The 23,446-nt window shown below is 65.8% G+C and carries 22 protein-coding genes and 1 tRNA gene; 6 read left to right on the top strand and 17 right to left on the bottom strand.

Translation table 11 applies throughout. The annotated features are described in order from the left end of the window. Nucleotides 1-71: 71 nt before the first annotated feature. Nucleotides 72-1,367 (bottom strand): citrate synthase, encoded by a 1,296-nt coding sequence (gene gltA, locus AB2B41_RS13745; protein ID WP_367878379.1) that lies wholly within the window; start codon nt 1,365-1,367, stop codon nt 72-74. A gap of 121 nt (nt 1,368-1,488) precedes the next feature. Further along, nucleotides 1,489-2,889 carry a glutamate--tRNA ligase gene (gene gltX, locus AB2B41_RS13750; RefSeq protein ID WP_367878380.1) on the bottom strand — a complete coding sequence of 467 codons (1,401 nt, stop codon included), beginning with the start codon at nt 2,887-2,889 and terminating at the stop codon, nt 1,489-1,491. A 114-nt stretch (nt 2,890-3,003) separates the two neighbouring features. Here gltX and AB2B41_RS13755 point away from each other — a divergent pair, with 114 nt between their 5' ends. Then, a complete protein-coding gene (locus tag AB2B41_RS13755) occupies nt 3,004-5,091 on the top strand; it encodes a ComEC/Rec2 family competence protein (RefSeq protein WP_367878381.1) in 2,088 nt (695 codons plus the stop codon). Here the strand turns inward: AB2B41_RS13755 and lexA are convergent. From lexA to AB2B41_RS13790, 7 genes are all read right to left on the bottom strand, one after another. Then, on the bottom strand, nt 5,055-5,756 hold the full coding sequence (lexA, locus tag AB2B41_RS13760; protein WP_367878382.1) for a transcriptional repressor LexA: 702 nt from the start codon (nt 5,754-5,756) through the stop codon (nt 5,055-5,057). The genes AB2B41_RS13755 and lexA overlap by 37 nt on opposite strands. A 65-nt stretch (nt 5,757-5,821) precedes the next feature. Continuing rightward, nucleotides 5,822-6,994 carry a molybdopterin molybdotransferase MoeA gene (locus AB2B41_RS13765; RefSeq protein WP_367878383.1) on the bottom strand — a complete coding sequence of 391 codons (1,173 nt, stop codon included), beginning with the start codon at nt 6,992-6,994 and terminating at the stop codon, nt 5,822-5,824. Further along, the gene (gene moaC, locus AB2B41_RS13770) at nt 6,991-7,464 is read right to left on the bottom strand and encodes a cyclic pyranopterin monophosphate synthase MoaC (protein ID WP_367878384.1); all 474 of its coding nucleotides are present in this window, start codon (nt 7,462-7,464) and stop codon (nt 6,991-6,993) included. The genes AB2B41_RS13765 and moaC overlap by 4 nt, the downstream gene beginning before the upstream one ends. Beyond that, entirely contained in the window at nt 7,464-8,276 is an 813-nt protein-coding gene (gene trpC, locus AB2B41_RS13775) for an indole-3-glycerol phosphate synthase TrpC (RefSeq protein WP_367878385.1), read from the bottom strand. The genes moaC and trpC overlap by 1 nt, the downstream gene beginning before the upstream one ends. After that, complete coding sequence (locus tag AB2B41_RS13780; protein ID WP_367878386.1) at nt 8,273-8,941, bottom strand: uracil-DNA glycosylase; 669 nt, start codon at nt 8,939-8,941, stop codon at nt 8,273-8,275. The genes trpC and AB2B41_RS13780 overlap by 4 nt, the downstream gene beginning before the upstream one ends. Beyond that, nucleotides 8,938-9,954 (bottom strand): anthranilate phosphoribosyltransferase, encoded by a 1,017-nt coding sequence (trpD, locus tag AB2B41_RS13785; RefSeq protein WP_367878387.1) that lies wholly within the window; start codon nt 9,952-9,954, stop codon nt 8,938-8,940. The genes AB2B41_RS13780 and trpD overlap by 4 nt, the downstream gene beginning before the upstream one ends. Continuing rightward, nucleotides 9,951-10,532, bottom strand: a complete 582-nt coding sequence (locus AB2B41_RS13790) for an anthranilate synthase component II (protein ID WP_367878388.1) — start codon at nt 10,530-10,532, stop codon at nt 9,951-9,953. Before AB2B41_RS13790 ends, trpD begins: the two co-directional genes overlap by 4 nt. Nucleotides 10,533-10,698: 166 nt before the next feature. On the opposite strand from AB2B41_RS13790, the gene AB2B41_RS13795 reads away from it, so the two are divergent. Continuing rightward, nucleotides 10,699-12,417, top strand: a complete 1,719-nt coding sequence (locus AB2B41_RS13795) for a divergent polysaccharide deacetylase family protein (protein WP_367878389.1) — start codon at nt 10,699-10,701, stop codon at nt 12,415-12,417. Nucleotides 12,418-12,524: 107 nt separating this feature from the next. Here the strand turns inward: AB2B41_RS13795 and AB2B41_RS13800 are convergent, their stop codons facing one another. From AB2B41_RS13800 to fabI, 8 genes are all read right to left on the bottom strand, one after another. Then, nucleotides 12,525-13,025 carry an aggregation factor core gene (locus tag AB2B41_RS13800; protein WP_367878390.1) on the bottom strand — a complete coding sequence of 167 codons (501 nt, stop codon included), beginning with the start codon at nt 13,023-13,025 and terminating at the stop codon, nt 12,525-12,527. A gap of 54 nt (nt 13,026-13,079) precedes the next feature. After that, nucleotides 13,080-14,123 (bottom strand): succinylglutamate desuccinylase/aspartoacylase family protein, encoded by a 1,044-nt coding sequence (locus AB2B41_RS13805; RefSeq protein ID WP_367878391.1) that lies wholly within the window; start codon nt 14,121-14,123, stop codon nt 13,080-13,082. A 3-nt stretch (nt 14,124-14,126) separates the two neighbouring features. Further along, on the bottom strand, nt 14,127-15,638 hold the full coding sequence (gene trpE / locus AB2B41_RS13810) for an anthranilate synthase component I (protein WP_367878392.1): 1,512 nt from the start codon (nt 15,636-15,638) through the stop codon (nt 14,127-14,129). Between the two features lie 9 nt (nt 15,639-15,647). Continuing rightward, entirely contained in the window at nt 15,648-17,489 is a 1,842-nt protein-coding gene (locus tag AB2B41_RS13815; protein ID WP_367878393.1) for a peptidyl-prolyl cis-trans isomerase, read from the bottom strand. A 64-nt stretch (nt 17,490-17,553) separates the two neighbouring features. After that, a complete protein-coding gene (locus tag AB2B41_RS13820; RefSeq protein WP_367878394.1) occupies nt 17,554-18,732 on the bottom strand; it encodes an aminotransferase in 1,179 nt (392 codons plus the stop codon). Between the two features lie 88 nt (nt 18,733-18,820). After that, complete coding sequence (gpt, locus tag AB2B41_RS13825) at nt 18,821-19,339, bottom strand: xanthine phosphoribosyltransferase (RefSeq protein WP_367878395.1); 519 nt, start codon at nt 19,337-19,339, stop codon at nt 18,821-18,823. Nucleotide 19,340: 1 nt separating this feature from the next. Further along, nucleotides 19,341-19,949: a LysE family transporter gene (locus tag AB2B41_RS13830; protein ID WP_420014296.1), complete on the bottom strand. Its 609-nt coding sequence runs from the start codon at nt 19,947-19,949 to the stop codon at nt 19,341-19,343. 2 nt (nt 19,950-19,951) lie between these two features. Next, the gene (fabI, locus tag AB2B41_RS13835; protein ID WP_367878397.1) at nt 19,952-20,758 is read right to left on the bottom strand and encodes an enoyl-ACP reductase FabI; all 807 of its coding nucleotides are present in this window, start codon (nt 20,756-20,758) and stop codon (nt 19,952-19,954) included. Nucleotides 20,759-20,988: 230 nt separating this feature from the next. Between fabI and pdxH the strand changes: the two genes are divergently transcribed. The 4 genes from pdxH to AB2B41_RS13855 all read left to right on the top strand — a co-directional run bounded on the left by pdxH (nt 20,989) and on the right by AB2B41_RS13855 (nt 22,860). After that, nucleotides 20,989-21,594: a pyridoxamine 5'-phosphate oxidase gene (gene pdxH / locus AB2B41_RS13840; RefSeq protein ID WP_367878398.1), complete on the top strand. Its 606-nt coding sequence runs from the start codon at nt 20,989-20,991 to the stop codon at nt 21,592-21,594. A 96-nt stretch (nt 21,595-21,690) separates the two neighbouring features. Then, the gene (locus AB2B41_RS13845) at nt 21,691-22,278 is read left to right on the top strand and encodes a cold-shock protein (protein WP_420014297.1); all 588 of its coding nucleotides are present in this window, start codon (nt 21,691-21,693) and stop codon (nt 22,276-22,278) included. Further along, nucleotides 22,224-22,727: a DUF192 domain-containing protein gene (locus tag AB2B41_RS13850; RefSeq protein WP_367878399.1), complete on the top strand. Its 504-nt coding sequence runs from the start codon at nt 22,224-22,226 to the stop codon at nt 22,725-22,727. The genes AB2B41_RS13845 and AB2B41_RS13850 overlap by 55 nt, the downstream gene beginning before the upstream one ends. 56 nt (nt 22,728-22,783) lie before the next feature. Continuing rightward, nucleotides 22,784-22,860, top strand: a tRNA-Pro gene (locus tag AB2B41_RS13855). Nucleotides 22,861-23,446: the final 586 nt, after the last annotated feature.

Here is a 23,446-nt window from a genome sequence, read left to right on the forward strand (position 1 = left end):
ATTACGTGAACAAAGCCGCAAATGAAAACGCCCCGGCGGGCCGGGGCGGTCTCTGCAATCTGTCGCGGGGATCAGCGGTTCTCGATATCCACGTAATCACGGGTCGTCTCGCCCAGGTAAAGCTGACGCGGGCGCCCGATCTTGTTCTGCGGATCGGCGATCATTTCCTTCCACTGCGACACCCAGCCCACCGTGCGGCTGAGCGCAAAGATCGGGGTGAACATCGACGTGGGGAAGCCCATCGCCTCGAGGATGATGCCAGAATAGAAGTCCACGTTCGGGAAGAGCTTCTTCTCTGCAAAATACGGATCCTCCAGCGCCTGCTTCTCCAGCTCTTTCGCGACCTGCAGAATCGGATTGTTGTCCACGCCCAGCAGCTCCAGCACCTCGTCGGCGCTTTCCTTCATCACCGTCGCGCGCGGGTCGAAATTCTTGTAGACCCGGTGACCAAAGCCCATCAGGCGGAAGGGATCGTTCTTGTCCTTGGCCCGCGAGATGAATTCAGGGATGCGGTCGGGCGTGCCGATTTCCTTGAGCATCTCCAGACACGCCTGGTTCGCCCCGCCATGGGCCGGGCCCCAGAGGCAGGCGATACCGGCAGCGATACAGGCGAAGGGGTTCGCGCCCGAGGACGACGCCAGACGCACCGTCGAGGTCGAGGCGTTCTGCTCGTGATCCGCATGCAAGGTAAAGATACGGTCCATCGCCCGGCTCAGGATCGGATCGACGACGTAATCCTCGGCGGGCACCGCAAAGCACATGCGCAGGAAGTTCGACGCATAGTCCAGCTCATTGCGCGGATAGACGAAGGGCTGGCCGATGGAGTACTTGTAGGCCCAGGCGGCAATCGTCGGCATCTTGGCAATGAGACGGATCGAGGCGACCTCGCGCTGCCACTCATCGTTCACATCGGTGCTGTCATGATAGAAGGCCGACATCGCGCCCACCACGCCCACCATGATCGCCATCGGATGCGCGTCCCGGCGGAAGCCCCGGAAAAAGTTCATCATCTGCTCGTGCAGCATGGTGTGCATGGTCACACGGGATTCGAAGTCTTCCAGCTCCGCCGGGGTCGGCAGCTCACCGTAAAGCAGCAGGTAGCAGACCTCGAGGTAGTGCGACTTGCTGGCCAGTTGGTCGATCGGATAGCCGCGGTGCAAGAGGATGCCCGCATCGCCGTCGATATAGGTGATGGTGCTGTCGCAGGACGCGGTGGAAGTGAAACCGGGATCGTAGGTAAAAACGCCCGCTTGGCCGTAAAGCTTGCGGATGTCGATGACGTCCGGGCCGGCTGTCGGGGTGAAGATGGGAAGGTCGAATTCCTTGCCATCAAAGCTGAGTTTTGCGGATTTCGTACTCTCTGTCATGCGGTCCCTTTCGTCCGTTTGGCGGCAAGGCGTCTGTGCCGGGCCGTCTTGGGCGCGGCCCATTCGGGGGGCCGTTCCTTGGTGTTATAGCAGCGTCCGTTGAGAAGGTGTTAACCTTAACTCAGGCCGCTGCATCCGTCAGGCGGGCGAGGGTTTCTTCACGTCCCAACACCAGCATCATGTCGAAAACAGATGGGGTCACTGCGCGCCCTGCAAGTGCCGCCCGAAGGGGCCCCGCGAGTTTGCCGAACTTGGTGTCCTTCTCGGCCGCAAAGCCGTTCATTACCGCCTCCAGCGTTTCACGGTCCCAGCTAGCATTCTGCAGGTGCGGCGTCAATTCCTTCAGTATACCACGGGATACCGTATCGAGCGCATTTGCCGCCTTCTCATCCGCCTCGACCGGACGGGATGTCAGGATAAAGTGACCTTTTTCAATCAGTTCCGGCAAAGTCTTCGCGCGTTCTTTCAGGCAGTACATGGCGCGCTGCAAACCGTCGCCTTGCTGAGGTGTTAGCGCCGCCAGCCCTGCGGCTGCCAGATAGGCTTCGCATTCCTGCCGCAACGCAGCATCATCCGCGACCGCGATATGCTGCCCGCAGATATTCTCGAGCTTCTTCAGATCGAACTGCGCCGGGCTCTTGCGGATACCGTCCAGATCGAACCACTCCTGCGCCTGGGCGTCGGTAAAGAACTCGTCGTCTCCGTGGCTCCACCCCAGCCTTGCCAGGTAATTGCGCATGCCTGCCGCCAGATAACCCATCTTCTGGTATTCATCCGCCCCCAATGCGCCGTGCCGCTTGGACAGCTTCTTGCCGTCCGACCCATGGATCAGCGGGATATGCGCCCAGACCGGCACGTCCCAGCCCATGGCGTCATAGATCATCATCTGCCGCGCGGCGTTGTTCAGGTGATCGTCCCCCCGGATCACGTGGGTCACGCCCATGTCATGGTCATCGACGACAACGGCCAACATATAGACAGGCGTGCCGTCCGACCGGAGCAGGATCATGTCGTCCAGCTGATCGTTTCGGATGGTCACATCGCCCTGAACCCTGTCACGGATCACCGTCTCGCCTTCGAGCGGCGCCTTGATCCGGATCGCGTAAGGTGCATCGGGGTGCGTGGCCGGGTCCGCATCCCGCCAGGGAGAGCGGAAGAGCGTGCTGCGGCCCTCGGCGCGCGCCTCTTCGCGGAAGGTTTCGATTTCCTCCGGCGTCGAGAAGCACTTGTAGGCCTTTCCTAGCGCCAGCAACTCGCGCGCCACCTCCGCGTGTCGCGGCGCGTTCTCGAATTGGCTGACAATCTCGCCGTCATGGTCAAGGCCCAGCCACGACAGACCTCTCAGGATCGCCTCGGTCGCCTCGGGGGTCGAGCGCGCGCGGTCGGTGTCCTCGATCCGCAGCAGGAACTTGCCGCCGCGCCCGCGTGCGTAGAGCCAGTTGAAAAGCGCGGTCCGCGCCCCCCCGATATGCAGGTAACCGGTGGGCGAGGGAGCGAAACGGGTAACGACGGGGGCGGTCATGCGGGGTCTTTCTTAACTGAATGTCACCGGGGCCGGTCAGCGTTAAGGCTTTGCTAACCATGGGCCCCCTAGGGTTTGACGCCTGTCTATCCAGTGCGGTGAACGGGGGCAAGCATGGGCGGCCTGAGCCGGTTGTCAGAGCGTGGTGCGGCACAGATCGGGGCCGTGCTGATCGCGCAGCGGGGACATCTGCTGTGCTGGGTGCCGGTTTGCCTCGCGGTGGGCATCGGCACCTATTTCTCGGTGAAGTCCGAACCGGAAACCTCGGATTTCGTCACGCTCGCGCTGGTCGCGGGCGCTTTGATCCTGTCAGCGCGCGCGCTGCCCGAAAGCCTGTCCTTCCTGCCTGTGGCGCTTGCGCTTTGCCTTGCGGGCTTCGGCATCGCAGGCGTCCGCGCCCATGCGGTGGCGGCCCCGACGCTCGACTGGCGCTATTACGGTCCGGTCGAGGGGCGCGTCGTCGCCATGGACCGCAGCCAGTCCGACGCGCTGCGCCTGACGCTCGACCGGGTGCGCCTCGAACGCGTGCCGCCCGACCGCACCCCCGAACGCGTCCGCATCTCGCTCCATGGCGAGGGGACGACAGGCATCACCCCCGAACCGGGGTTGCGGGTTATGACCACCGCGCATCTTTCGCCGCCCTCGGGCCCGGTAGAGCCCGGCGGCTTCGACTTCCAGCGCCACGCCTGGTTCGCGCGGCTGGGCGCGGTGGGCTATACCCGTGTGCCTTTGGTGGGCGTGGCGTCGCCCGAGGCGGGGCAGGCGGGGCTCTTGGTCTTTCGCATCCGCATGGCGGCCTCGGCCCATATCCGCGCAACTCTGCCCGGCGATACGGGTGGCTTCGCCGCCGCCGTGACCACCGGCGACCGCAGCGCCATCAGCCGGGACGCGCTGGAGGCGCTGAGGGCCAGCAACCTGACGCATCTGCTGGCCATCTCGGGGCTGCACATGGGGTTGCTGACAGCCGTGGTCATTGCCGCCCTGCGCCTGATCTTCGCCGCGCATCCGCACACGGCACTCCATTGGCCTACCAAGGGCATCGCGGCCACCGGCGCGCTGATCGCCGCTTGCGGATATCTGGCGCTTTCGGGTGGCAATGTCGCCACGCAGCGCGCCTTCATCATGGTGGCCGTGGCACTGGCGGCGCTGATCATCGGACGACGGGCGATCTCGCTCAGGGCCGTTGCCGTGGCGGCGACGCTGGTGCTGATCCTGCGGCCCGAGGCGCTGATGGGACCGGGGTTCCAGATGTCCTTTGCCGCGACAACGGCGCTGGTCGCGGTCTTCGGCTGGCTGCGCGGGGTCGAACATGGGCTTTTGCCGCGCTGGTCGCGGCCCGCCTTCGGCGTCTTCATCTCCTCGCTGGTGGCGGGGCTGGCCACGGCGCCCATAGCGGCGGCGCATTTCAACGCCATTGCGCATTACGGTCTGATCGCCAACCTGCTCTCCGTGCCGCTGATGGGCGTGCTGGTGATCCCGGCGGCCGTGCTGGCGCTGGTCCTTGCCCCGCTTGGGCTCGAATGGATCGGGCTGTGGCTGATGGGCCTCGGGCTCGACTGGATCCTTGGCGTCGCCCACTGGGTCGCTGCCATCGACGGCGCGCGCGGCCATGTGGTGGGGCCGGGGCCCTGGGTGTTGCCGCTGCTGTCGCTCGGCTTTCTGCTCCTGATCCTCTGGCAGGGCCGCCTGCGATGGGTCGGACTGGCCGCCATGGCCGCCAGTTTCGCCCTCTGGCAGACAGCCGAGCGGCCAGATGTGCTGATTTCCGACACCGGCACCCTGGTCGGCGTGATGACGGCGGAGGGCCGCGCGCTCAGCAAGGCGAAGGGCGCGAGCTTTGTCGCGCGCAACTGGCTGGAGAACGACGGCAGCGGCGTGTCGCAGTCGGCGGCGGCCAAGCTCTGGCAGCCGGGGCCGCTGGTGCATCTGTCAGGCAAGCGGGCGGTCGCCGGGTTCAAGGGCTGCGCGCGGGCGCAGACCGTCGTCGCCTCGGTCGAGGCAGCCCATCTGCAGAACAGTTGCACGCTCTTCGACCCGCCGCGCTTGCGGCATACGGGCGCTGTCGCGCTTTACAGGCAGGGGGAGGGCTGGCGGATGCGCACCGCGCGGGATGCGGCCGGAGACCGTCTCTGGACCGCCTGGCCCGACCAACCGCCGGAGGGCGATCAATACGTGCGGATCAATCCCACAAGCCGCCCCTGAACCTTGACCTGATCGGCGGGCAGAACCCGCGTCTCGTATGCCGGGTTCGCCGCCTCGAGCGCGATGGTTGCCCCCTTGCGGCGGAAGGTCTTGAGCGTCGCCTCGCTGTCCTCGACCAGTGCGACGACGATATCGCCGTCATCGGCCACATTCGTTTCGCGGATCACGACGACATCGCCATCATTGATCCCCGCCTCGATCATCGAATCGCCTTTGACCTCAAGCGCGTAGTGCTCGCCCTTGCCCGAGATCATGCCGCCCGGCACCGTGACGGAATGGGTCATGTGGTTGATCGCCTCGATCGGCACACCTGCGGCGATGCGGCCCATCACGGGTACCTCCAGCGCCTCCGACGTACTGACCATGCGCGCAGCACGGGGCGGGGGCGCGTCTGGCCGGTCGCCCTCGATCACGCGGGGAGTAAAGCCCGCCTGCGGCGCGCCGCCGAGGCTTTCGGGCAATTTCACGACCTCGATCGCGCGGGCGCGGTGGGCCAGTCGGCGGATGAAGCCGCGTTCCTCCAGCGCCGTGATCAGCCGGTGAATCCCCGATTTCGACCGCAGGTCCAGCGCAAGCTTCATCTCGTCAAAGCTGGGTGGCACCCCGTCACGCTGCACACGCTTGTGAATGAACGCCAATAGGTCGAGTTGTTTCTTGGTCAGCACTGCCACGCCCTCCGAACATTATTTTACTTTGTTCTAGGGATGTTCCCGTTTTGTGTCAACGCTGTTCAGATTTCGAGGTATTCCACCGTGTCCCCCGCGCGCCGCGCCGGGTCGGCTACGGGCCGGACAAGCAGTGCGTCCGCCGTGGCCAGGACCGACAACAGCGAACTGTCCTGGCTCTGTGCCGGATACAGTCTTCCGTCCCGCAGGTTCGCGCGCATGTAATGGGCACGCGGGCCGTTGGGGGGCAGGTCCATGGCGACGGGGGCCTGTCTCATCGGTTGGATGTCGGTCCCAAGCCCCAGCATCTTGCGGATCAGCGGTGCCACAAAGACCGTTCCGCAGACCATGGCCGACACCGGGTTGCCGGGCAGCCCGATCATCGCCGCATCCCCCAGACGTCCGGCCATCAGCGGCTTTCCCGGCCGCATCGCAACCTTGTAGAATCTCTGCTCCATCCCCAGCTCCGCGGCGACCGGGGCGATCAGGTCGTGATCTCCGACCGAGGCCCCGCCGATGGTCAGCACCAGATCGGCACCCCGCGCGAGCGAGAACCCCTGTTTGATCGCTTCGACCCTGTCCCGCGCGATGGGCAAAAGCCGCACTTCGGCCTCCAATCCCTCCAGCATCGCGGCCAGCCCGTAGCTGTTGGAGGCCACGATCTGATCCGGGCCCGGTGCCTCGCCCGGCTGGACCAATTCGTCCCCCGTGGCAAGGATCGCGACCTTGGGTTTTCGCGTCACCGGGACGGCGGGGATGTTCATCGCGGCGAGCAGGGCGATGTCGGCTGGCCGCAGGCGCAAGGGCGCCTTGACGCAGTCGCCTTCCTTGAAGTCACCCCCGGCAGGCCGGATGTTGTCCTTGTCCCCGATTTCATGGCCCAGCGTGATCAAGTCGCCCCGGCGCGTCACATCCTCCTGAATGACGACGAAATCCGCGCCCTCTGGCACCGGCGCGCCGGTAAAGATGCGCACGGCCTGACCGGCGCGCAGCGCCCCTTCAAAGCGGTGCCCGGCCGCCGCTTCGCCCACGACCTTGAACATGGCGTCGGCCTCCACCTCGGCCCGGCGCAGGGCGTATCCGTCCATGGAGGAGGCGGCGAAGGGCGGCTGTGTGCGGCTGGCGGTGACATCGCGGGCCAGCACGCGGCCAGCGGCGCTGCGCAGCGGCACCTGTTCGATGTCAAGCGGAGAGACCAGCGCCAGCAGCGCGGCCCGGGCCTCCTCGACCGAGATCATGGGGCCTCGTACCGCCCGGAATTGCCCCCGTCCTTAAGAACCACGCGCAAGCCGCTGATTTCCATGCTCTTGTCGACAGCCTTAGTCATGTCGTAGACGGTCAGTGCCGCGACCGAGGCCGCCGTCAGCGCCTCCATCTCCACACCGGTCTGCCCGGTGGTCTTGACCGTCGCGGTGATGCGGATACCGGGCAACTCCGCGTCAGGCTCAAGCTCCACGCTTACCTTCGTGATCGGCAGCGGATGGCAGAGCGGAATGAGGTCCGGCGTCCGCTTGGCCGCCATGATCCCAGCCAGCCGCGCCACACCCAGAACATCGCCCTTCTTGGCGCGCCCTTCCGTAATCATTTCAAAGGTTTCGCGCTGCATCTTCACGTGGTTTTCGGCCACCGCAATGCGCGCCGTCACCGCCTTGTCCGATACATCGACCATGTGGGCGTCGCCCTTCGCGTCGAAATGCGTGAGCGTCATCACATGCCCCCTGCGGTCAGCGGATTGGCCAGCAGTCTGCGTGTCGCGCCCGCAACGTCCTCCTGCCGCATCAGGCTTTCCCCGATCAGGAAGGTCCGCGCACCGTAGCGGGCCATATCTGCGAGGTCCTCGGGGGTGTTTAGCCCGGATTCGCAGACGATGATCTTGTCGTCCGGCACCTGCTTCGACAGCTTGCGCGTCACATCAAGAGAGGTCTCGAAAGTCTTGAGATTGCGGTTGTTTATGCCCAGAAGGCGGCTCTTGAGGTGGCTTGCGCGCTCCAGCTCTTCGGCGTCATGCACCTCGATCAGCGCATCCATCCCCCAACGCGCCGCCGCGTCCTCAAGCTCGACCGCCTGCGCGTCCGAGACCGACGCCATGATGATCAGGATGCAATCCGCCCCCAGCGCTCGCGCCTCGGCCACCTGGTAGGGGTCGTACATGAAATCCTTGCGCAGCACCGGCAGATCGCAGGCGGCCCGCGCCTGCGTGAGGTATTCCTTGGCCCCCTGGAAACTCGGCGTATCGGTCAGGACCGACAGACAGGTCGCCCCCCCTTCGGCATAAGCCTGCGCAAGCGCGAGCGGGTCGAAATCGGCACGGATCAGCCCCTTGGAGGGGCTCGCCTTCTTGATCTCGGCAATCAGCGCGTAACCCTCGCGCGATGCCTCGTGGATCGCGTCGGCAAAGGGCCGCACGGGCGGCGCGGCGGCGGCCTCGGCTTCCACCTCGTCAAGCGGCTTGGCCGCCTTGTCGGCGGCCACTTCTTCCAGCTTGTAGGCCTTGATCTTGTCCAGAACTGTCGTGGTCATGGTCCCTCCGGGTCGCCCCAGTTTATGGCGGGCAAGTCCTGCGCCTGCAACCACGCATTCACGCGCGAAAAGGGGCGGGAGCCGAAAAAGCCGCGGTGCACGGAAAGCGGCGAAGGATGGGCCGTTTCGATCTTCAGATTTCGATCCACGGCCACACGCTTTGCCGCTTTTTGTGCGGGGCCGCCCCAAAGCAGGTAGGCGCGCGGGCGGTCGCCCAGCCGGTCAAGCACCTGATCCACCAGTTCCGACCAGCCCAGCCGCGCATGGGCCTTGGGCGCGCCTTGCGGCACCGTCAAGGCGGTGTTGAGCAGCAGAACGCCCTGGTCCGCCCAGTCGGAGAGGTCCGTCCGGCTGCGTGTCACGCCCAAATCCTCGCCGATTTCCTTGAAGATATTTCCAAGGCTGTCCAACCGGCCACCAAACTCCTGCGGGATGGAAAAGGCGAGGCCATCGGCTTTGCCCGGTGTGTGATAGGGGTCCTGTCCCAGAATAACGACGCGGCAGTTATCGGGCTGCGTGCGCTCCAGCGCGGCAAAGATGGCTGGGGCTGGCGGAAAGACCGGGCTTTCCTCCCGGGCCAGCGCTGCCTCGATCCCCGGCAGGGACTCGCGAAAGAACGGCAGATCCCCCCAACCGCCAAGCCGCGACAGGTCGAGCGCGGTCATTTCCGGTGCGAGACTTCCGCAACGCGGGCGATCTTGTCCTTCGCCGCCCCGGAATCGATGCTCTCGGCGGCCATGGCGACGCCGGATTTCAGGTCGGATGCCTTGTCTGCCACCATCAGCGCCGCTGCCGCGTTCAGCAGGACGGCATCGCGGTAGGCTGACTGAGCACCCTCAAGCAATGCCCTGAAATCACGCGCGTTTTCCTCGGGCGTGCCGCCCACGATGGCCTCGAAGGGATGCACGGGCAGGCCCGCGTCCTCCGGATGCACCTCGAAATCGCTGACCGTGCCGTCCGCCACACCTGACACCCAGCTCACACCGGTGATCGTCAGCTCGTCCGTCCCGTCCGAGCCATGCACCAGCCAGGCCTTCTCGGACCCCAGCGCCAGAAGCGTCTCGGCCATGGGCCTGGTCAGATTGCGCCGGTAGGTGCCGGTAAGCTGGCGTTTGACGCCGGCCGGATTGGTCAGCGGCCCGAGGATGTTGAAGATCGTGCGCGTGCCCAGTTCCGCCCGCGTCGGCATCACGTGGGCAATCGCCGGATGGTGCATCGGCGCCATCATGAAGCCGATCCCGGCCTCGGCCAGTTCCTGCTCGACCACCTTTGGCCCGACCATCACGTTCAGCCCCATCTGCGTCAGCGCATCCGCCGCGCCAGACTTGGAGCTGAGGTTCCGGTTGCCGTGCTTGGCCACGCAAACCCCCGCACCTGCGACGACAAAGGCGGTCGCGGTCGAGATGTTCAGCGTTCCCTTGCCGTCGCCGCCGGTGCCCACGATGTCCATCGCCCCCTCAGGCGCCTTGACCGCATGGCACTTGGCGCGCATGACGCTGGCGGCGGCGGCATATTCGTCAACCGTCTCGCCCCGCGTCCGAAGCGCCATCAGGAAACCGCCGATCTGGCTTGGCGTGGCTTCACCTTCGAACAGGATTTCAAAAGCTTCGGCGGCCTGCGCGCGGGTCAGCGGACCGTTGGCCGCCGCGTCGATCAGGGGTTTCAACGCTTCGCTCATGCCGGAACCTTCATTTCATTGAGGAAATTCTGCAAAAGCGCGTGTCCGTGTTCGGACCGGATCGATTCCGGGTGGAACTGCACCCCGTGCAGCGGCAGTTCGCGGTGCTGGAGCCCCATGATCGTCCCGTCCTCCAGATGTGCCGTGATCCGCAGCGCGTCCGGCAGGCTCTCGCGCTCGACGATCAGCGAATGATACCGTGTCGCGGCAAAGGGTGAAGGCAGCCCGGCAAAGACCCCGGTGCCGTCGTGATGCATCTGCCCCATCTTCCCGTGCACGATATCGCCCGCGCGCACCACCTTGCCGCCAAAGGCCTGCCCCAGTGTCTGATGGCCGAGGCAAACCCCCAAGAGCGGAATCCGCGCCTCCGCCGCCGCCAAGGTCAGCTCAAGGCAGATGCCCGCCTGATCCGGGTCACAGGGCCCGGGCGACAGCAGGATGCCCGCGGGCTTCATGGCCAGCGCCTCGGCCACGCTCAGCTTGTCATTGCGGTGCACCGCCACCTCGGCCCCCAGCGTGCCCAGATAGTGCACGAGGTTGTAGGTGAAGCTGTCGTAGTTATCGATAAGCAGCAACAATGGTCGATTCTTTGCCTCAGAAGGGCTTAGGGCTGGAGATTTTGCCCGCCGCCGGGGTATATACGGTGCATAGATGTTCAGGCTTGCCGCGCGCCGTCAAGAGCGTGGGCGGGCCAAATCGACCGGGGCAGGAGCGAAGTCGCACCCGGGATGAGGAGAGAGCGAGATGGCACGCGGATTTGTAAGCGGGGCGCTTTGGGGCGGAGTGCTGTCCGTCGTGGTGGCCGGCTTGGCCTCGGTCATCGCGCCGCCGCCCCCGAGGCCCGAGGTCAGCGACGCGGCCCCCGGCGCTGTCGCGGTCCCCGACGTGTCCGAGGCGCCGACGGCAGAAACCGAAACCTCCATGCAGGACAGCGCTGCCGCGCCGGGGGCCAGCGCACCGCAGGCGCCCGCACCCGATCCCGATACGCTGACCGCGCTGGATGAAGAGACCACCAGCACCGCCGCCGCGCCGCAAACGGGTGAAGCCACGGACCTCGCCACGCCCACGGCGCCGGTGACCGAGAGCGCGCCCGCGCCGCAAGCCGAGGAACCGGTACTGCAGAACCCGCTTGCGCTTGCCCCGATGGAGCCGCAACCGGCGGATGAGCTGTCGATCAGCACCGAACCTGCCCAGCCGCCGCAGCCTGAACCCGCCCCCGAAGAAAGCGCTTTTGGCACGGCGGGGATCGAAGACACGCCCGCTCCCGCAGAGGAGGCCGAGGCATCTGTCGATGCCGCCGAAGAGGCCACCGAGGCCGCTGCGGCCGCGACCGAAGATGCGGCACAGGCGGCCAGAGAAGCAACCGACGCCGCCGCCGAGGCCGCAGAAACCGCCACGGAAGCGGCAACTGTGCCGCCGGTTCAGACAAGTGCCTTGGAAACCTCCGAAGAGAACGCGGCCCCCGCAAACGGCGACAGCACCATCGCGGCAGAACCTGCCGCCCCCGTGGTCGCCGAAAGACCTCCGTCACCCGCCGAGGCACCGACGATCGCGCCACCCGCGACCGCCGACGCCGCCGGGGACGAGGAGGCGGATGCCCCCGAGGTCGCCATGGTCGCTCCCGCGGGCCGTCCGCAGATCGGCACACCGGCCGGCACGCTCACGGACCGTGACACCGGCGTTGTCGTCAATCGCCTGAGCATCGGCACCGCCGAAGACACGACCCCGGTCGCCGAAACCTCCACAGCCGCGACGGCGCTCGACGCGGACCTGCCGCCGGTTGACCGTTTCGCCCAGCCCTTCGAAAACCCCGAGGCCAAGCCGCTCATGTCGGTCATCCTGATCGACGACGGCTCCAAACCGACCTCTGGCGCCGCTGGCGTCGCCGCCCTGCGCAGCTTTCCCTACACGCTGAGTTTTGCCGTCGACAGCAGCCTGCCCGACGCCGCCGAGCGCATGGCGCTCTACCGCGCCGAAGGATTCGAGGTGCTGGCGATGATCGACCTGCCGGACGGCGCACGACCCACGGACGCAGAGACGACGCTTTCCGTCATCCTCGACCGGATGGACGAGGTGGTCGGCGTGCTCGAGGGGCCGGGCACCGGCCTGCAAGGCTCGCGCGAGGTCTCCGACCAGGTCAACGCGATACTCGCGCAGACGGGACACGGGCTGGTTACCCAGAACCGGGGGCTGAACACGATGCCCAATCTCGCCCGAAAAGAGGGCGTGCCCGCCGCAGCCATCTTCCGCGACTTCGACAGCAAGGATCAAAGCGCGACGGTCATCCGGCGGTTCCTCGACCAGGCGGCTTTCAAGGCCGGGCAGGAGGGCGCGGTGATCATGCTGGGACGGTTGCGCCCCGATACGATCTCGGCGCTTTTGCTCTGGGGGTTGCAGGACCGCGCGGGCTCAGTCGCGATCGCCCCGGTCACCGCCGTGCTGACGCGCGAGGAAGGCTCCTAGGGCTCCTCCCTCGCCGCGTTCCGGCTTCACGCCGCCACCTCTCCGGCCCAACACGGAGACTTCGGATCATGTTTGGGGCGCGATGGTCTAAGGGTATTCCCTGTGTCTCAGGACAAGCAGGCCGCCATCCCCAGCCGCGCGACAGCATCCGGCCCGAACGTCGCACTCACGCTCCGCCCACCCATTTCAGCCCGCAGGCTTGCCCCCGCGATCTCGGAACCGCTGACGATCGTCGGCGCGCTGCCGCCCGTATCGTCCACGTCGATGGTAAAGGCCACGCTCTGCCCCGTGCCCAACCCGCTCAGGTCAAGCGCAATCGCCGCGTCGCCGTCCAGCACCTCCGGCACGCCGCGCAGCACCTCCGCCCCCGCAACCAGTTCGAAGGGCTGATACACGCTAACCCCCGCACCGCTGCCCGTGACGTCAAAGATCAGCCCGGCTGGCGCGGTCGCAAGATCCAGAACCACCGTCATCGCGGGCAGGGGGCAGGCCCCGTCGTTGGTGATGGTGAACCGGTCCTTCGGCGCGCCCTCGTCGAAACGCGCGATCAGGTCGGCCGAGGCGGCGGAGGCCGTCAGAAGCAGGGCAAGGGCGGATGGTCTGAGCATGGCGATCTCCTGTGCATAAGACGGAGATAGGCGACGGCCGCCTGCCGGCAACGCTCAGATGATCTCGTCCTCGTCGAACAGCGGATCGGTCTCGAGCTGGCTCGCGAGGTCGTCAATGGTCCCCTCGCTGGCCTTGGGGCTCACCTGTGCCAAATGAAAGACCGCGTCGCCCTCGTTCACCACGGGCAGGATCGCCCGCCCGATCAGCACACCGGGGCCGGGGGCGACAAGGTCGGTCTCCACAGCGCCGAAGGGGTCCGACACGGTGGCCAGCACATCGCCCTTGGACACGAACTCTCCCTCCGCCCGGAAGGTCCGCAAAAGCCCGCCCGCAGGGGCGCGCAGCCAGGCCGAACTGCTGCAGATGTGCGGGCTCGCCTTGGCCTTCGCGATCCCCTTGGCGGGCAGCATCTCCTGCCCGCGCATCACCCGCAGGATGCCCGCCACGCCCGCGCGCACCGCCATCTCGTCGAAACGCAGCCCTTCGCCCGCTTCATAGAGGATAATCGGCACCCCGTGCTTGGCCGCCACCCCGCGTAGCGATCCGTCCCGCAAGGGGGAGGTCAGCACCACGGGCGCGCCGAAGTCCATCGCCATCTTCCGCGTCACCCGGTCCCCGGGCGACACGCGCACCTGCGGCAGATTGGTGCGGTGGATCGCTGCCGAATGCAGGTCGATCCCGAAATCGCAGCGCCGCACGATGTCGTTGAGAAACTTGTAGGCCAGTCGCGATCCCAGCGAGCCCGAGGGATGCCCAGGAAAACAGCGGTTCAGATCGCGCCGGTCCGGCAGGTAGCGCGAGTGCGAGAGAAACCCGTAGGAATTGACCACCGGCACCACCAGCAGCGTGCCCCTGAGCGAGCTCAGTTGCGGCGCACGCAACAGCCGCCGCACGATCTCGACCCCGATCACCTCGTCGCCGTGCACGGCAGCACTCACGAACATCGTCGGTCCCGGCTTCTTGCCATGATGCACCTGCACCTGCAGGCCGACGGGCGTGTGATCCGGCAGGATCGAGACGGGCAGGGTAATGTCCTTGACGGTGCCGGGTGCGACGGTCTTGCCTGCAAGCTCGAAACCGGGGCGCGGGGCTGTCATGGGTCAGTTCCGCCCCGAGCCGTCAAAGCGCGCGGCATCCGCTGCCGCGCGCCGGATCGCGCCGGACTTGTGGACGGTTTCCATGTACTCGGCCTCTGCATCGCTGTCATAGACCACGCCACCGCCCGCCTGGATGTAAAGCGTGTCGTCCTTGATCACAGCGGTCCTCAGCGCGATGCACATGTCCATGTCGCCGCCCGCGCTGAAATAGCCGACGCCGCCGCCATAGACGCCGCGCTTTTCCGGCTCCAGCTCGTCGATGATCTCCATCGCCCGCACCTTGGGCGCGCCCGAGACGGTCCCGGCGGGCATCCCGGCAAAGAAGGCGTCCAGCGCGTCGCAATCCTCGCGCAATTCACCCAACACGTTCGACACGATGTGCATCACGTGCGAATACCGCTCCACGATGAATTCCTCGGTCGGCCGCACCGTCCCGATCTTGGCCACGCGCCCCACGTCGTTGCGCCCCAGATCAAGCAGCATGAGGTGTTCGGCCAGTTCTTTTTCGTCGAGCAGCAGGTCGGCCTCCAGCGCCCGGTCTTCCTCGGGTGTCGCCCCGCGGGGCCGCGTGCCCGCGATGGGCCGGATCGTGACCTCGTTTCCGAAGACCCGCACAAGGATTTCCGGCGACGCCCCCACGACATGGAAGCCGCCGAAGTTGAAGTAGAACATGAAAGGCGACGGGTTCGTCCGCCGCAGCGAGCGGTAGAGCGCAAAGGGCGGTTGCCGGAATTCCTGCGCCCAGCGTTGGGAAGGCACCACCTGAAAGATATCGCCCGCCACGATGTAGTCGCGCGCCTTTTCCACGGCGGCCTTGTAGCCCTCGCGGGTAAAGTTGCTGACCGGCGGCGGCGCTTCCGAGGCATCGCCCAGATCGCGCGAGGTGCCCGGCATCGCCCGCTCCAGATCGCGCACCGCGTCCATCACCCGCTCGGCGGCCTGTGCATAGGCCGCGCGCGCGGTCTGCCCGTCCGACACCCATGCGGGCGACACGATCGTGACATCCCCCTTCACCCCGTCCAGCACGGCAACAACCGAGGGCCGCAGCATCAGCGCATCGGGCAGACCCAAGGGGTCGGGGTTCACATCCGGCAGGTGTTCTACCAGCCGGATCATGTCATAGCCGAGATAGCCAAACAGGCCCGCCGCCGCCTGCGGCAGATCTTCTGGCAAATCAATCCGGCTTTCCCCGATCAGCGCGCGCAGCACATCCAAAGGGTTGCCGTCCGCCTCCTCGAACGCCTCCGCATCGTAGCGCGCGGCGCGGTTGATGGCCGATGTCTCGCCCCGGCAGCGCCAGATCAGGTCCGGCTTCATCCCGATGATCGAATACCGTCCCCGCACCTCGCCGCCGGTCACGGATTCCAGCACGAATGCATTCTCCGCCGCCCCCGTCAGCTTCAGCATCAGCGAGACGGGCGTATCCAGATCGGCGGCAAGCCGCGTGTAGACGATCTGGTTGCGCCCCTCGGCATAGCCGCTGGCGAAAGTGTCGAAATCCGGGGTCAGCGCCATGGGATGCCCTTAGGGGAAGTTCACATGCACGGCCTGCAGCGCGCGCGGATCGACTTGCGGCCCGGCGCGGCGCACCACGTCATCGGCGTAGATGTTGAACAGATCCGCCGCCAGAGTCTGGTTCAGCTGCGCGTTCAACTGCGCCAGCAGCGCGGCACTCTGCGCATCCTCGGAGGCGGGCGTGATCTCATCAAGGCGCACCACCACAACGGAGCCTTCACCGGGCAGAACGGCCACGCCGCCCGCCTCCAGCTCGAAAACCTCGGCCATGAAGCCCGGAGGCGTCCCGTCAACGAAGGCATCGCGGGTCATGTCCGTCTCGACGATCGCATCAAGGCCCGCGGCCTCGAAAGCGCCTTCGGTGACCAGCGTGCCGATCAGATCGTTGACCTGCGCGCTCAGCGCGGTGACAACCTGCTCTTCCTCCCATGCCGCCCGGACGTCGTCGCGCGCATCCTCGAAGGGGTTGGGGCGTTCCTGCAGTTCCTCGTCAAGCCGCATCGCGTAGATGCCGCCGTCGTCCAGCTGCTCGATCTTGGGGAAATCGCCGATCTTCAGCGCGCTCGCCGCCTCCCGGAAGTCATTGTAGGCCGCGATGCCCTCGTCGGTCTCGGGCGTCCAGTCGATCCGGCCCAGTTCCATCTGGGTTTCCTCGGCCAGTTGCTCGACCGTTGCACCGCCCGCGAGGCGGTCGTCGAATTCCTCGGCCCGCGCCTCGACCGCGCGGACGGCGCGGCTGATCGCCAGTTCCTGCTGCAGCGCCGGGCGGGCCTCCTCGAAGGAGACGTTCTGCGCGGGCAGGATACCGTTCACCCGGAAAAGCGCCGGGCCAAGCGGGGAGGGAAGCGGGCCCACGACGGCACCCACCTCGGCGGCGAAAACCGCCTCACCCGCCGCGTCAAGCTCAAGCCGGCCCACGTCGCCAAGGTCGATATCCGACAGGCTCAGTCCCCGGTCCTCGACCAGCGCGCGGAAGGTCGTGCCGCCCACTTCGAGGTTGGCGGCGGCCTGTTCTGCTGCAGCCTCGTCCGAGAAGACCAGACGCTCGACAAGGCGGCGCTCGGGCTGGTTGTATTCATTGGCGCGCGCGTCGTATTCGCTGCGCAATTCGTCCTCTGGCACCTCGATCTCGTCGACCAGCGCATCGGGGGTCAGGAGCGCGTAGGTGATGCGCTTGGTTTCCGGCAGCACGAAGAGATCGGCGTTGGCCTCGTAAAAGGCACGCAGGTCCGCATCGGTGGGCTCGGGCAGGGGCGCGGCAAGGGTGCTTTCGTCCAGCAGGCTCCAGGTGAAACTGCGCTGCTCGCCCACGTAGTTCACCAGCGTCTCGCCATAGGCCGTGGGCATGCGCACACCGCCCAGGATCGCGCCCTGCAGCAAGGTGCGCGCGGCCTCCTCCCGCAAGGAAGTCTCGAACTCCGCTTCGCTCAGCCCGCCCTGTTGCAACGCAAAACGGTAGGCCTCGCGGTCGAACTCCCCGTTCACACCCTGAAAGGCGCTGATGGCAAGGATTTCCTCGCGCAGTGCCGCGTCCCCGATGGACAGGCCAATCTCGCTTGCCTCGTGATCGAGCGCGCGGTTGCGCACCAGCCGCTGCAGCACCGCACGGTCCAGCCCGATCTCCTGTGCGCGCGCGAACGGCAGTTGCTGGCCGGTCTGCTGTTCGATGGCGCGGATCTCGTTCTGCAATTGTCGCGCGTAGCTGTCCACCGGGATCGACTTGCTGCCGACGGTGCCGATGCTGCGGATGTTGCCGCTGAGGTTGACCGCGCCGAAACCGCCCAGACCCAAGATCAGCAGACCCATGAGAACCCACATCGCGGTCTTGCCGATGCCCCCGCTTTTTGCCATCGCTGCCGTCCTCCTGTCGCGACTTTGCGCTTGTCTATGCGCTGCCGCGGGTCGGGGCAAGGGCTCAGGTCACGGGCAGGGCCGCCAGCCTTTCAAAGAGCCGTGAAATACCTCGCCCGTCCAGATTGGCGAAGGCGATGCGCAGTTGCCGCGCACCGCTGGGATCGTCTTCGGGGCAGAACATCGTACCGGGCAGGCAAAGGATCCCTGCGTCCCTGACCAGACGCTGCGCAAGTGCCGCGGAGCTTTCGGCAAAGGGATGCTGCATGTAGGCAAAGTATCCCCCCAGCCCCAGCAACTCCCATCCCTGCGGTGCAAGCCGGGGCATGTTCTCGGCAATCGCCGCCCGGCGCGCGAGGATTTCGTCCCGCTCTCCCGCCAGCCACTGACCGAGGTTCTGCATCCCCCAGAGCGCTGCGTGCTGGCCCAGCTGGCTGGGACAGATCGCGACGGTATCGAGAAACTTCTCCACCTCCCGCAGCCGCGCGGCACTTGCCACCATCGCGCCCACCCGGTGCCCGGTCAGCCGGTAGGCCTTGGAGAAGGAATAGAGATGGATCAGCGTGTCGTCCCAGTCAGGGTCCTGGAATAGCGCGTGCGGCGGGCCGGAGCGGCTGTCGAAGTCGCGGTAGGTCTCGTCGGTGATCAGCGCGATACCCCGTGCGCGTGCCAGATCGAAGAAGGCCTGTACCAGATCGGCGGGGTATTCGACGCCCGCCGGGTTGTTCGGTGTGACCAGCGTGATCGCGCGGGTTCGGCTGGTGATCAGGCCCGCCGCCCGGTCCGGATCGGGCAGCAGGTCGGGCCCTGTGGGCAGTGCCACGCTGCGCACCCCCGCCATGTCGAGCCACATCTTGTGATTGAAATACCAGGGGGTTGGCAGGATAACCTCATCCCCCTCGCCGCAGAGCATCGCAATCGCGGCCGCGAAGGCCTGATTGCAGCCCGAGGTGATACAGACCTGCGCCTCCTCCACCGCGCCTCCGTAGAGGCGCGCTGTCGTCGCCGCGAGCTCCGCCCGCAGGGCGGGCAGGCCGAGGACCGGCCCGTAGAGATGCGCATCGTCCCTGGTGAGCGCGGTCTGCGCGATATGTTCGCGCAGGGCCCGCGTGGGCGGCTCTACGGGGGCGGCCTGGCTGACGTTCATCAGCGGGCAGTCGGCGGGGTGGGTGACACCCTCCAGCCAGCGGCGGGCTTCCATCACGGGCGGGGCGAAGGTGGCGGCGGTGCGCGGCATGCTCATGCGTCGGCTCCTTTGGAGGGGGCGGGAGTGCCTCCGGCGGGGACTTTATCTGGCCAGAAAGAGGAGAGGGGGCGCTTCGATCCGGGCGTCAGTCCCGTCCGCGATAGGGTTCCACGTATTGCAGGGCCATGTCCCAGGGGAAGAAAATCCAGGTGTCCTGGCTGACGCCGGTGATGAAGGTATTGACCTGCGGCTCGCCCTCGGGCTTGGCGTAGACGGTTGCGAAATGCGCCTGCGGGTAAAGGCGACGCACCAGTTCCAGCGTCTTGCCGCTGTCGACGAGGTCGTCGATGATCAGGATACCGGTGCCGTCGCCCATCATCTTTTCATCCGGACCCTTCAGCACCTGCGCCTCGCGCCGCTGGTCGGCCTTGCCGCCGCCCGAATGGTAGGACATCACCGAAATCGTATCGACGGTGCGGATATCGAGCTCGCGCGCCACGATCATCGCGGGGGCCATGCCGCCCCGGGTGATCGCCACCACTGCGCGCCAGGCGCCATTGTCCGGACCCTTGCCGTCCAGCCGCCAGGCGAGCGCGCGGCTGTCGCGGTGGATCTGGTCCCAGGAAATGTGAAAGCCCTTCTCGTGGGGCAGGCGATCCGTCATGTCATTTCTCCAGAATGAGGCGCAGGCCAAGCGCGCCGAGCAGGGTGGCGGCAACCCGGTCCAGCACCGGCTTGAGGCGTAGATAGCCGCGCCGCGCCGGCCCGGTGTCCAGCAACAGCGCGAAACCGGCGTAGAAGGCAAGCTCCAGCAGCCAGTGGTTCAGGGTGATCACCGCGATATCGGCAGGTGCCAGACCCTGCGGAAAGACCACGACGATGACGGCGGCGGCAAAGAGCATGGATTTCGGATTGCCGAGGTTCAGCAGCAGTCCCGACAGAACCGCCCGGCCACGGGGGGCAGGGGCATCGCCCAGCGGCATGCGGGCATGTCGCCAGGTCTGCACTGCGATCCAGATCAGATAGGCGGCCCCGCCGAGCTTGAGCGCCGTGTATGTCCAGGGAAAGAGGGCGAAAACCGCCTCCAGCCCCAGCAGCGCCGCCAGCGTCCAGAGTGCCGCTGCCGTGCCAAGGCCCAAGCCAGTGGCGATCCCCGCCGCGCGGCCCGAGGCCACGGTGGTCTTGACGAAATAGAGCAGCGCCGCCCCCGGCGCCGCGATCGCCGCGATCAGCACCGCATTGAAGGCCAGAAGGTCAACGAGGGTCAGGCTCACGCTCATTCCTTGGCCATGTCGGGGGCGTCGACCGCCTTCATCCCCACCACGTGATAGCCCGCATCGACGTGCAGGTTTTCACCCGTGGTGCCGCTGCCAAGGTCCGACAGCAGGAAAAGTGCAGCCTTGCCCACGTCGTCGATGGTCACGTTGCGGCGCAGGGGCGAATTGTACTCGTTCCACTTCATGATGTAGCGGAAATCGCCGATACCGCTGGCCGCCAAAGTCTTGATCGGACCGGCGGAGATGGCGTTCACGCGAATGCCGTCCTTGCCCAGATCCTCGGCAAGGTATTGCACCGACGCCTCTAGCGCCGCCTTGGCCACGCCCATGACGTTGTAATGCGGCATGACTTTCTCGGCCCCGTAATAGGTCAGCGTCAGCGCGCTGCCGCCCTCTTTCATCATCTTTTCGGCCCGCTGCATGACAGCGGTGAAGGAATAGACCGAGATATCCATCGACATGGCGAAATTCGCGCGGCTGGTATCCACGTAGCGGCCGCGCAACTCGTTCTTGTCCGAGAACCCGATGGCGTGGACCACGAAATCCAGCGTGCCCCAGCGCTCTTCCAGCTCCGCGAAAAGCGCGTCGATGGACGCCTCGTCACCCACGTCGCAGGGCAGCACGATGTCGCTGCCCAACTGGCCCGCCAGCGGATCGACACGTTTCTTGAGCGCCTCGCCCTGGTAGGAAAAGGCAAGCTGCGCCCCCGCATCCGCCAGCGTGCGGGCGATGCCCCAGGCAATCGACTTGTCGTTGGCAAGGCCCATGATAAGACCCTTCTTGCCCTGCATCAGATCGTTCGCCATGGCCGCGTGCCCCCTGTCTTTGCGTCATTTTCGTTTAGGCCATTGCGTGCAGGCCATCAAGGCTGCTGCGGCACGTGGCGCCCGGAACTGCGGCAGCCATCGCGCGTACGGCCACTTTTTCTCTTTGATGTTCAGCTTTTAGTTGTCGCGCCCGTGCTTTTCCTGTAGCGCGTAACGAAACATTTTATTTCATTTTTGCGGCAGCCAGTTTCTCGGGGCAGGTGGACATCATGTCAGGTCGATCAGGCATATTTGCGGGCGATGACCCGTTCGTGATCGCGCAGACCTGGTATGCCGAGGCGGAGAAATCCGAGATCAACGATCCCAACGCCATCGCGCTTTCGACAGTCGATGCGGATGGCCTGCCCAACATACGCATGGTGCTGCTGAAGGAGATCGAGGCGGATGCCTTCGTCTTCTACACCAACTACGAAAGCAAGAAGGCGCAGGAGATCGACCAGGCGGGGAAGGCCGCCTTCGTCATCCACTGGAAGTCCCTGCGCCGCCAGATCCGCGTGCGCGGTACCGTGACCCGTGAGGACGGTCCGCAGGCCGACGCCTATTACAAAAGCCGCGGGCTCCAGAGCCGCCTTGGGGCCTGGGCCTCCCGACAATCCCAACCGCTGAGCAGCCGCGCGGCCCTGATGGCCGAAGTCGCAAAGGTCACGGCGACAAAGGGGCCCAATCCCCCCCGGCCGCCCTACTGGGGCGGCTACCGGATCACCCCGGTCGAGATCGAATTCTGGGCCGACGGGGCGCACCGCCTGCACGACCGTTTCAGATGGACCCGCACCGCGCCCGGCTCCGACTGGGATGTGACCCGCCTAAACCCCTGATTTGCCTAGACGACAATATGACCCCGATGACCCATTCCAGAACCGCGCCGAGCGCGGCATTGATGAAAAAGAGATAGAGTACAACGAAGGGCACACGTGGCTGAGGATCTAAGCAACACCGCCGATGGCATGATGTCGGGCCTTGACCAGAGGCCGGTCAGCGGCGTGGTCAAATGGTTCGACCCGATGAAGGGCTTCGGCTTCGTTGTCGCGGATGGGGGTGGGCCGGACATTCTGTTGCACGTGAATGTCCTGCGGAACTTCGGACAAAGCTCGGTTGCGGACGGCGCGCGGGTTGATCTGGTGGTTCACAATACCAGCCGCGGCGTCCAGGCGGCCGAAGTCGTCGCCATTCATCCGCCCCGGGAGGCGGAACCCGCGGCGCTACCCGATCTCGCCGGTCTGGACGACGAAGCGCTGCGCGACGTCCCGATCGAGCCCGCCCGCGTCAAGTGGTTCGACAAGACCAAGGGTTTCGGCTTTGCAAATGTCTTCGGCAAGCCCGAAGATGTCTTCGTGCACATAGAGATTCTGCGCAAGTCCGGGTTGTCCGACCTGCAGCCGGGCGAGGCGGTGGCGCTGCGCGTTATCGCGGGTAAGCGGGGCAACATGGCGGTTGAGGTACAGGCATGGGAAAAGGTGCTTGGAGGGCATGGCGGACCGGACGACGGATCGCGCCGCTGATCGCGTCGCTTTTCGTCGCGGCCACGGCAGTTGCGGCACAGGATACCTGCGAACCCGGGACGGTGATCCTCAAGGGGGACTGGGGTGCGGCGCGCTTCAGCGTCGAGGTCGCCGATGACGACAGCGAGCGTGCACAGGGCCTGATGAACCGCGAGGAGCTGGCGCTGGGGGCGGGGATGTATTTCGTCTACGACCGCCCCCGCCGCGCCAGTTTCTGGATGCGCAACACGCTGATCCCGCTCGACGTGCTTTTCATCGATCCCCAGGGCGTCGTGCGCCACATCCATCACGAGGCGGTGCCCCTCGACGAGACGCCGATCGACGGGGGCCGGGGCATCCTGACCGTGCTCGAGATCAACGGCGGCCTCGCGCGGCGCCTCGGCATCACCGAGGGCAGCCTTGTCCGCCATCCCGCCCATGCGGCGTGGGACCCCGCCTGGCCCTGCTGAGATCGGCAACCGAAGGGCTTTTCTTTCCACGGACATGTGTCTAAAGAGACGCCAGTCGGAGCGTGGCGCAGCCTGGTAGCGCACCTGTTTTGGGTACAGGGGGTCGGAGGTTCGAATCCTCTCGCTCCGACCACTTGATCGAATCCTGCTTGGACCGGGTCGCTACAGCGGCGCGTGATTATCTGAAACGCTGCCTCCGCATCGCGTTATCTATATCTGGTATTTTCGCCGACAAATCTCACCTTCTCTAGTGGTTCCCGTCCGTTGATTCTGTCCACTTTCGGGGCTGGAGTGTTGCAGATTTGTGAAATCTCCCGGCGCGCGTCGAAAAATTTCCAACCCGGCACCCCTCCCTTATCCCGGCGATCGGAATCTGTGGATAACTTCAAGCTTTGGGTGAGCGGATCGGCCTAAACACCCCGCAACTCTCGACTATTCCGTCTGCGGTTGTCAGCCCGGTCTGCGGATGCTTCTGGGGATATTAATCACATGAATCATGCGAGGGTGGCCGCACCAAAAAATGCCCGCTGCGTCAACCAAAAGAATTCGAAAATTTCCTAAAAAGATCGTTGACCGATCGGGGGCACATACGTCAATTTGTGCGGGCTGAAGTTGCTGCCACAACATGTAGTGGTAAACACTAAGGGCAGCATCAGGGCACGGCGCAGGGGAAAGACGGCACAAGTTCAGTCAGAAACTGCAGGGACACCGCCCATTCG

It is taken from the genome of Sulfitobacter sediminis (assembly GCF_040811725.1).
GTDB classification, from domain to species: Bacteria; Pseudomonadota; Alphaproteobacteria; order Rhodobacterales; family Rhodobacteraceae; genus Sulfitobacter; species Sulfitobacter sediminis.

Excerpts from the sequence above, each read along its gene's own strand:
- AB2B41_RS13820 (WP_367878394.1), bottom strand. The coding sequence starts at position 18,732 with ATGAGCATGCCGCGCACCGCCGCCACCTTCGCCCCGCCCGTGATGGAA.
- AB2B41_RS13795 (WP_367878389.1), top strand. The coding sequence starts at position 10,699 with ATGGCACGCGGATTTGTAAGCGGGGCGCTTTGGGGCGGAGTGCTGTCC.
- AB2B41_RS13765 (WP_367878383.1), bottom strand. The coding sequence starts at position 6,994 with ATGATCTCGGTCGAGGAGGCCCGGGCCGCGCTGCTGGCGCTGGTCTCT.
- AB2B41_RS13780 (WP_367878386.1), bottom strand. The coding sequence starts at position 8,941 with ATGACCGCGCTCGACCTGTCGCGGCTTGGCGGTTGGGGGGATCTGCCG.
- gpt (WP_367878395.1), bottom strand. The coding sequence starts at position 19,339 with ATGACGGATCGCCTGCCCCACGAGAAGGGCTTTCACATTTCCTGGGAC.
- gltX (WP_367878380.1), bottom strand. The coding sequence starts at position 2,889 with ATGACCGCCCCCGTCGTTACCCGTTTCGCTCCCTCGCCCACCGGTTAC.
- trpE (WP_367878392.1), bottom strand. The coding sequence starts at position 15,638 with ATGGCGCTGACCCCGGATTTCGACACTTTCGCCAGCGGCTATGCCGAG.
- AB2B41_RS13755 (WP_367878381.1), top strand. The coding sequence starts at position 3,004 with ATGGGCGGCCTGAGCCGGTTGTCAGAGCGTGGTGCGGCACAGATCGGG.
- gltA (WP_367878379.1), bottom strand. The coding sequence starts at position 1,367 with ATGACAGAGAGTACGAAATCCGCAAAACTCAGCTTTGATGGCAAGGAA.
- trpD (WP_367878387.1), bottom strand. The coding sequence starts at position 9,954 with ATGAGCGAAGCGTTGAAACCCCTGATCGACGCGGCGGCCAACGGTCCG.
- AB2B41_RS13850 (WP_367878399.1), top strand. The coding sequence starts at position 22,224 with ATGGGAAAAGGTGCTTGGAGGGCATGGCGGACCGGACGACGGATCGCG.
- AB2B41_RS13815 (WP_367878393.1), bottom strand. The coding sequence starts at position 17,489 with ATGGCAAAAAGCGGGGGCATCGGCAAGACCGCGATGTGGGTTCTCATG.
- AB2B41_RS13805 (WP_367878391.1), bottom strand. The coding sequence starts at position 14,123 with ATGACAGCCCCGCGCCCCGGTTTCGAGCTTGCAGGCAAGACCGTCGCA.
- trpC (WP_367878385.1), bottom strand. The coding sequence starts at position 8,276 with ATGACCACGACAGTTCTGGACAAGATCAAGGCCTACAAGCTGGAAGAA.
- AB2B41_RS13800 (WP_367878390.1), bottom strand. The coding sequence starts at position 13,025 with ATGCTCAGACCATCCGCCCTTGCCCTGCTTCTGACGGCCTCCGCCGCC.
- moaC (WP_367878384.1), bottom strand. The coding sequence starts at position 7,464 with ATGACGCTCACGCATTTCGACGCGAAGGGCGACGCCCACATGGTCGAT.
- pdxH (WP_367878398.1), top strand. The coding sequence starts at position 20,989 with ATGTCAGGTCGATCAGGCATATTTGCGGGCGATGACCCGTTCGTGATC.
- fabI (WP_367878397.1), bottom strand. The coding sequence starts at position 20,758 with ATGGCGAACGATCTGATGCAGGGCAAGAAGGGTCTTATCATGGGCCTT.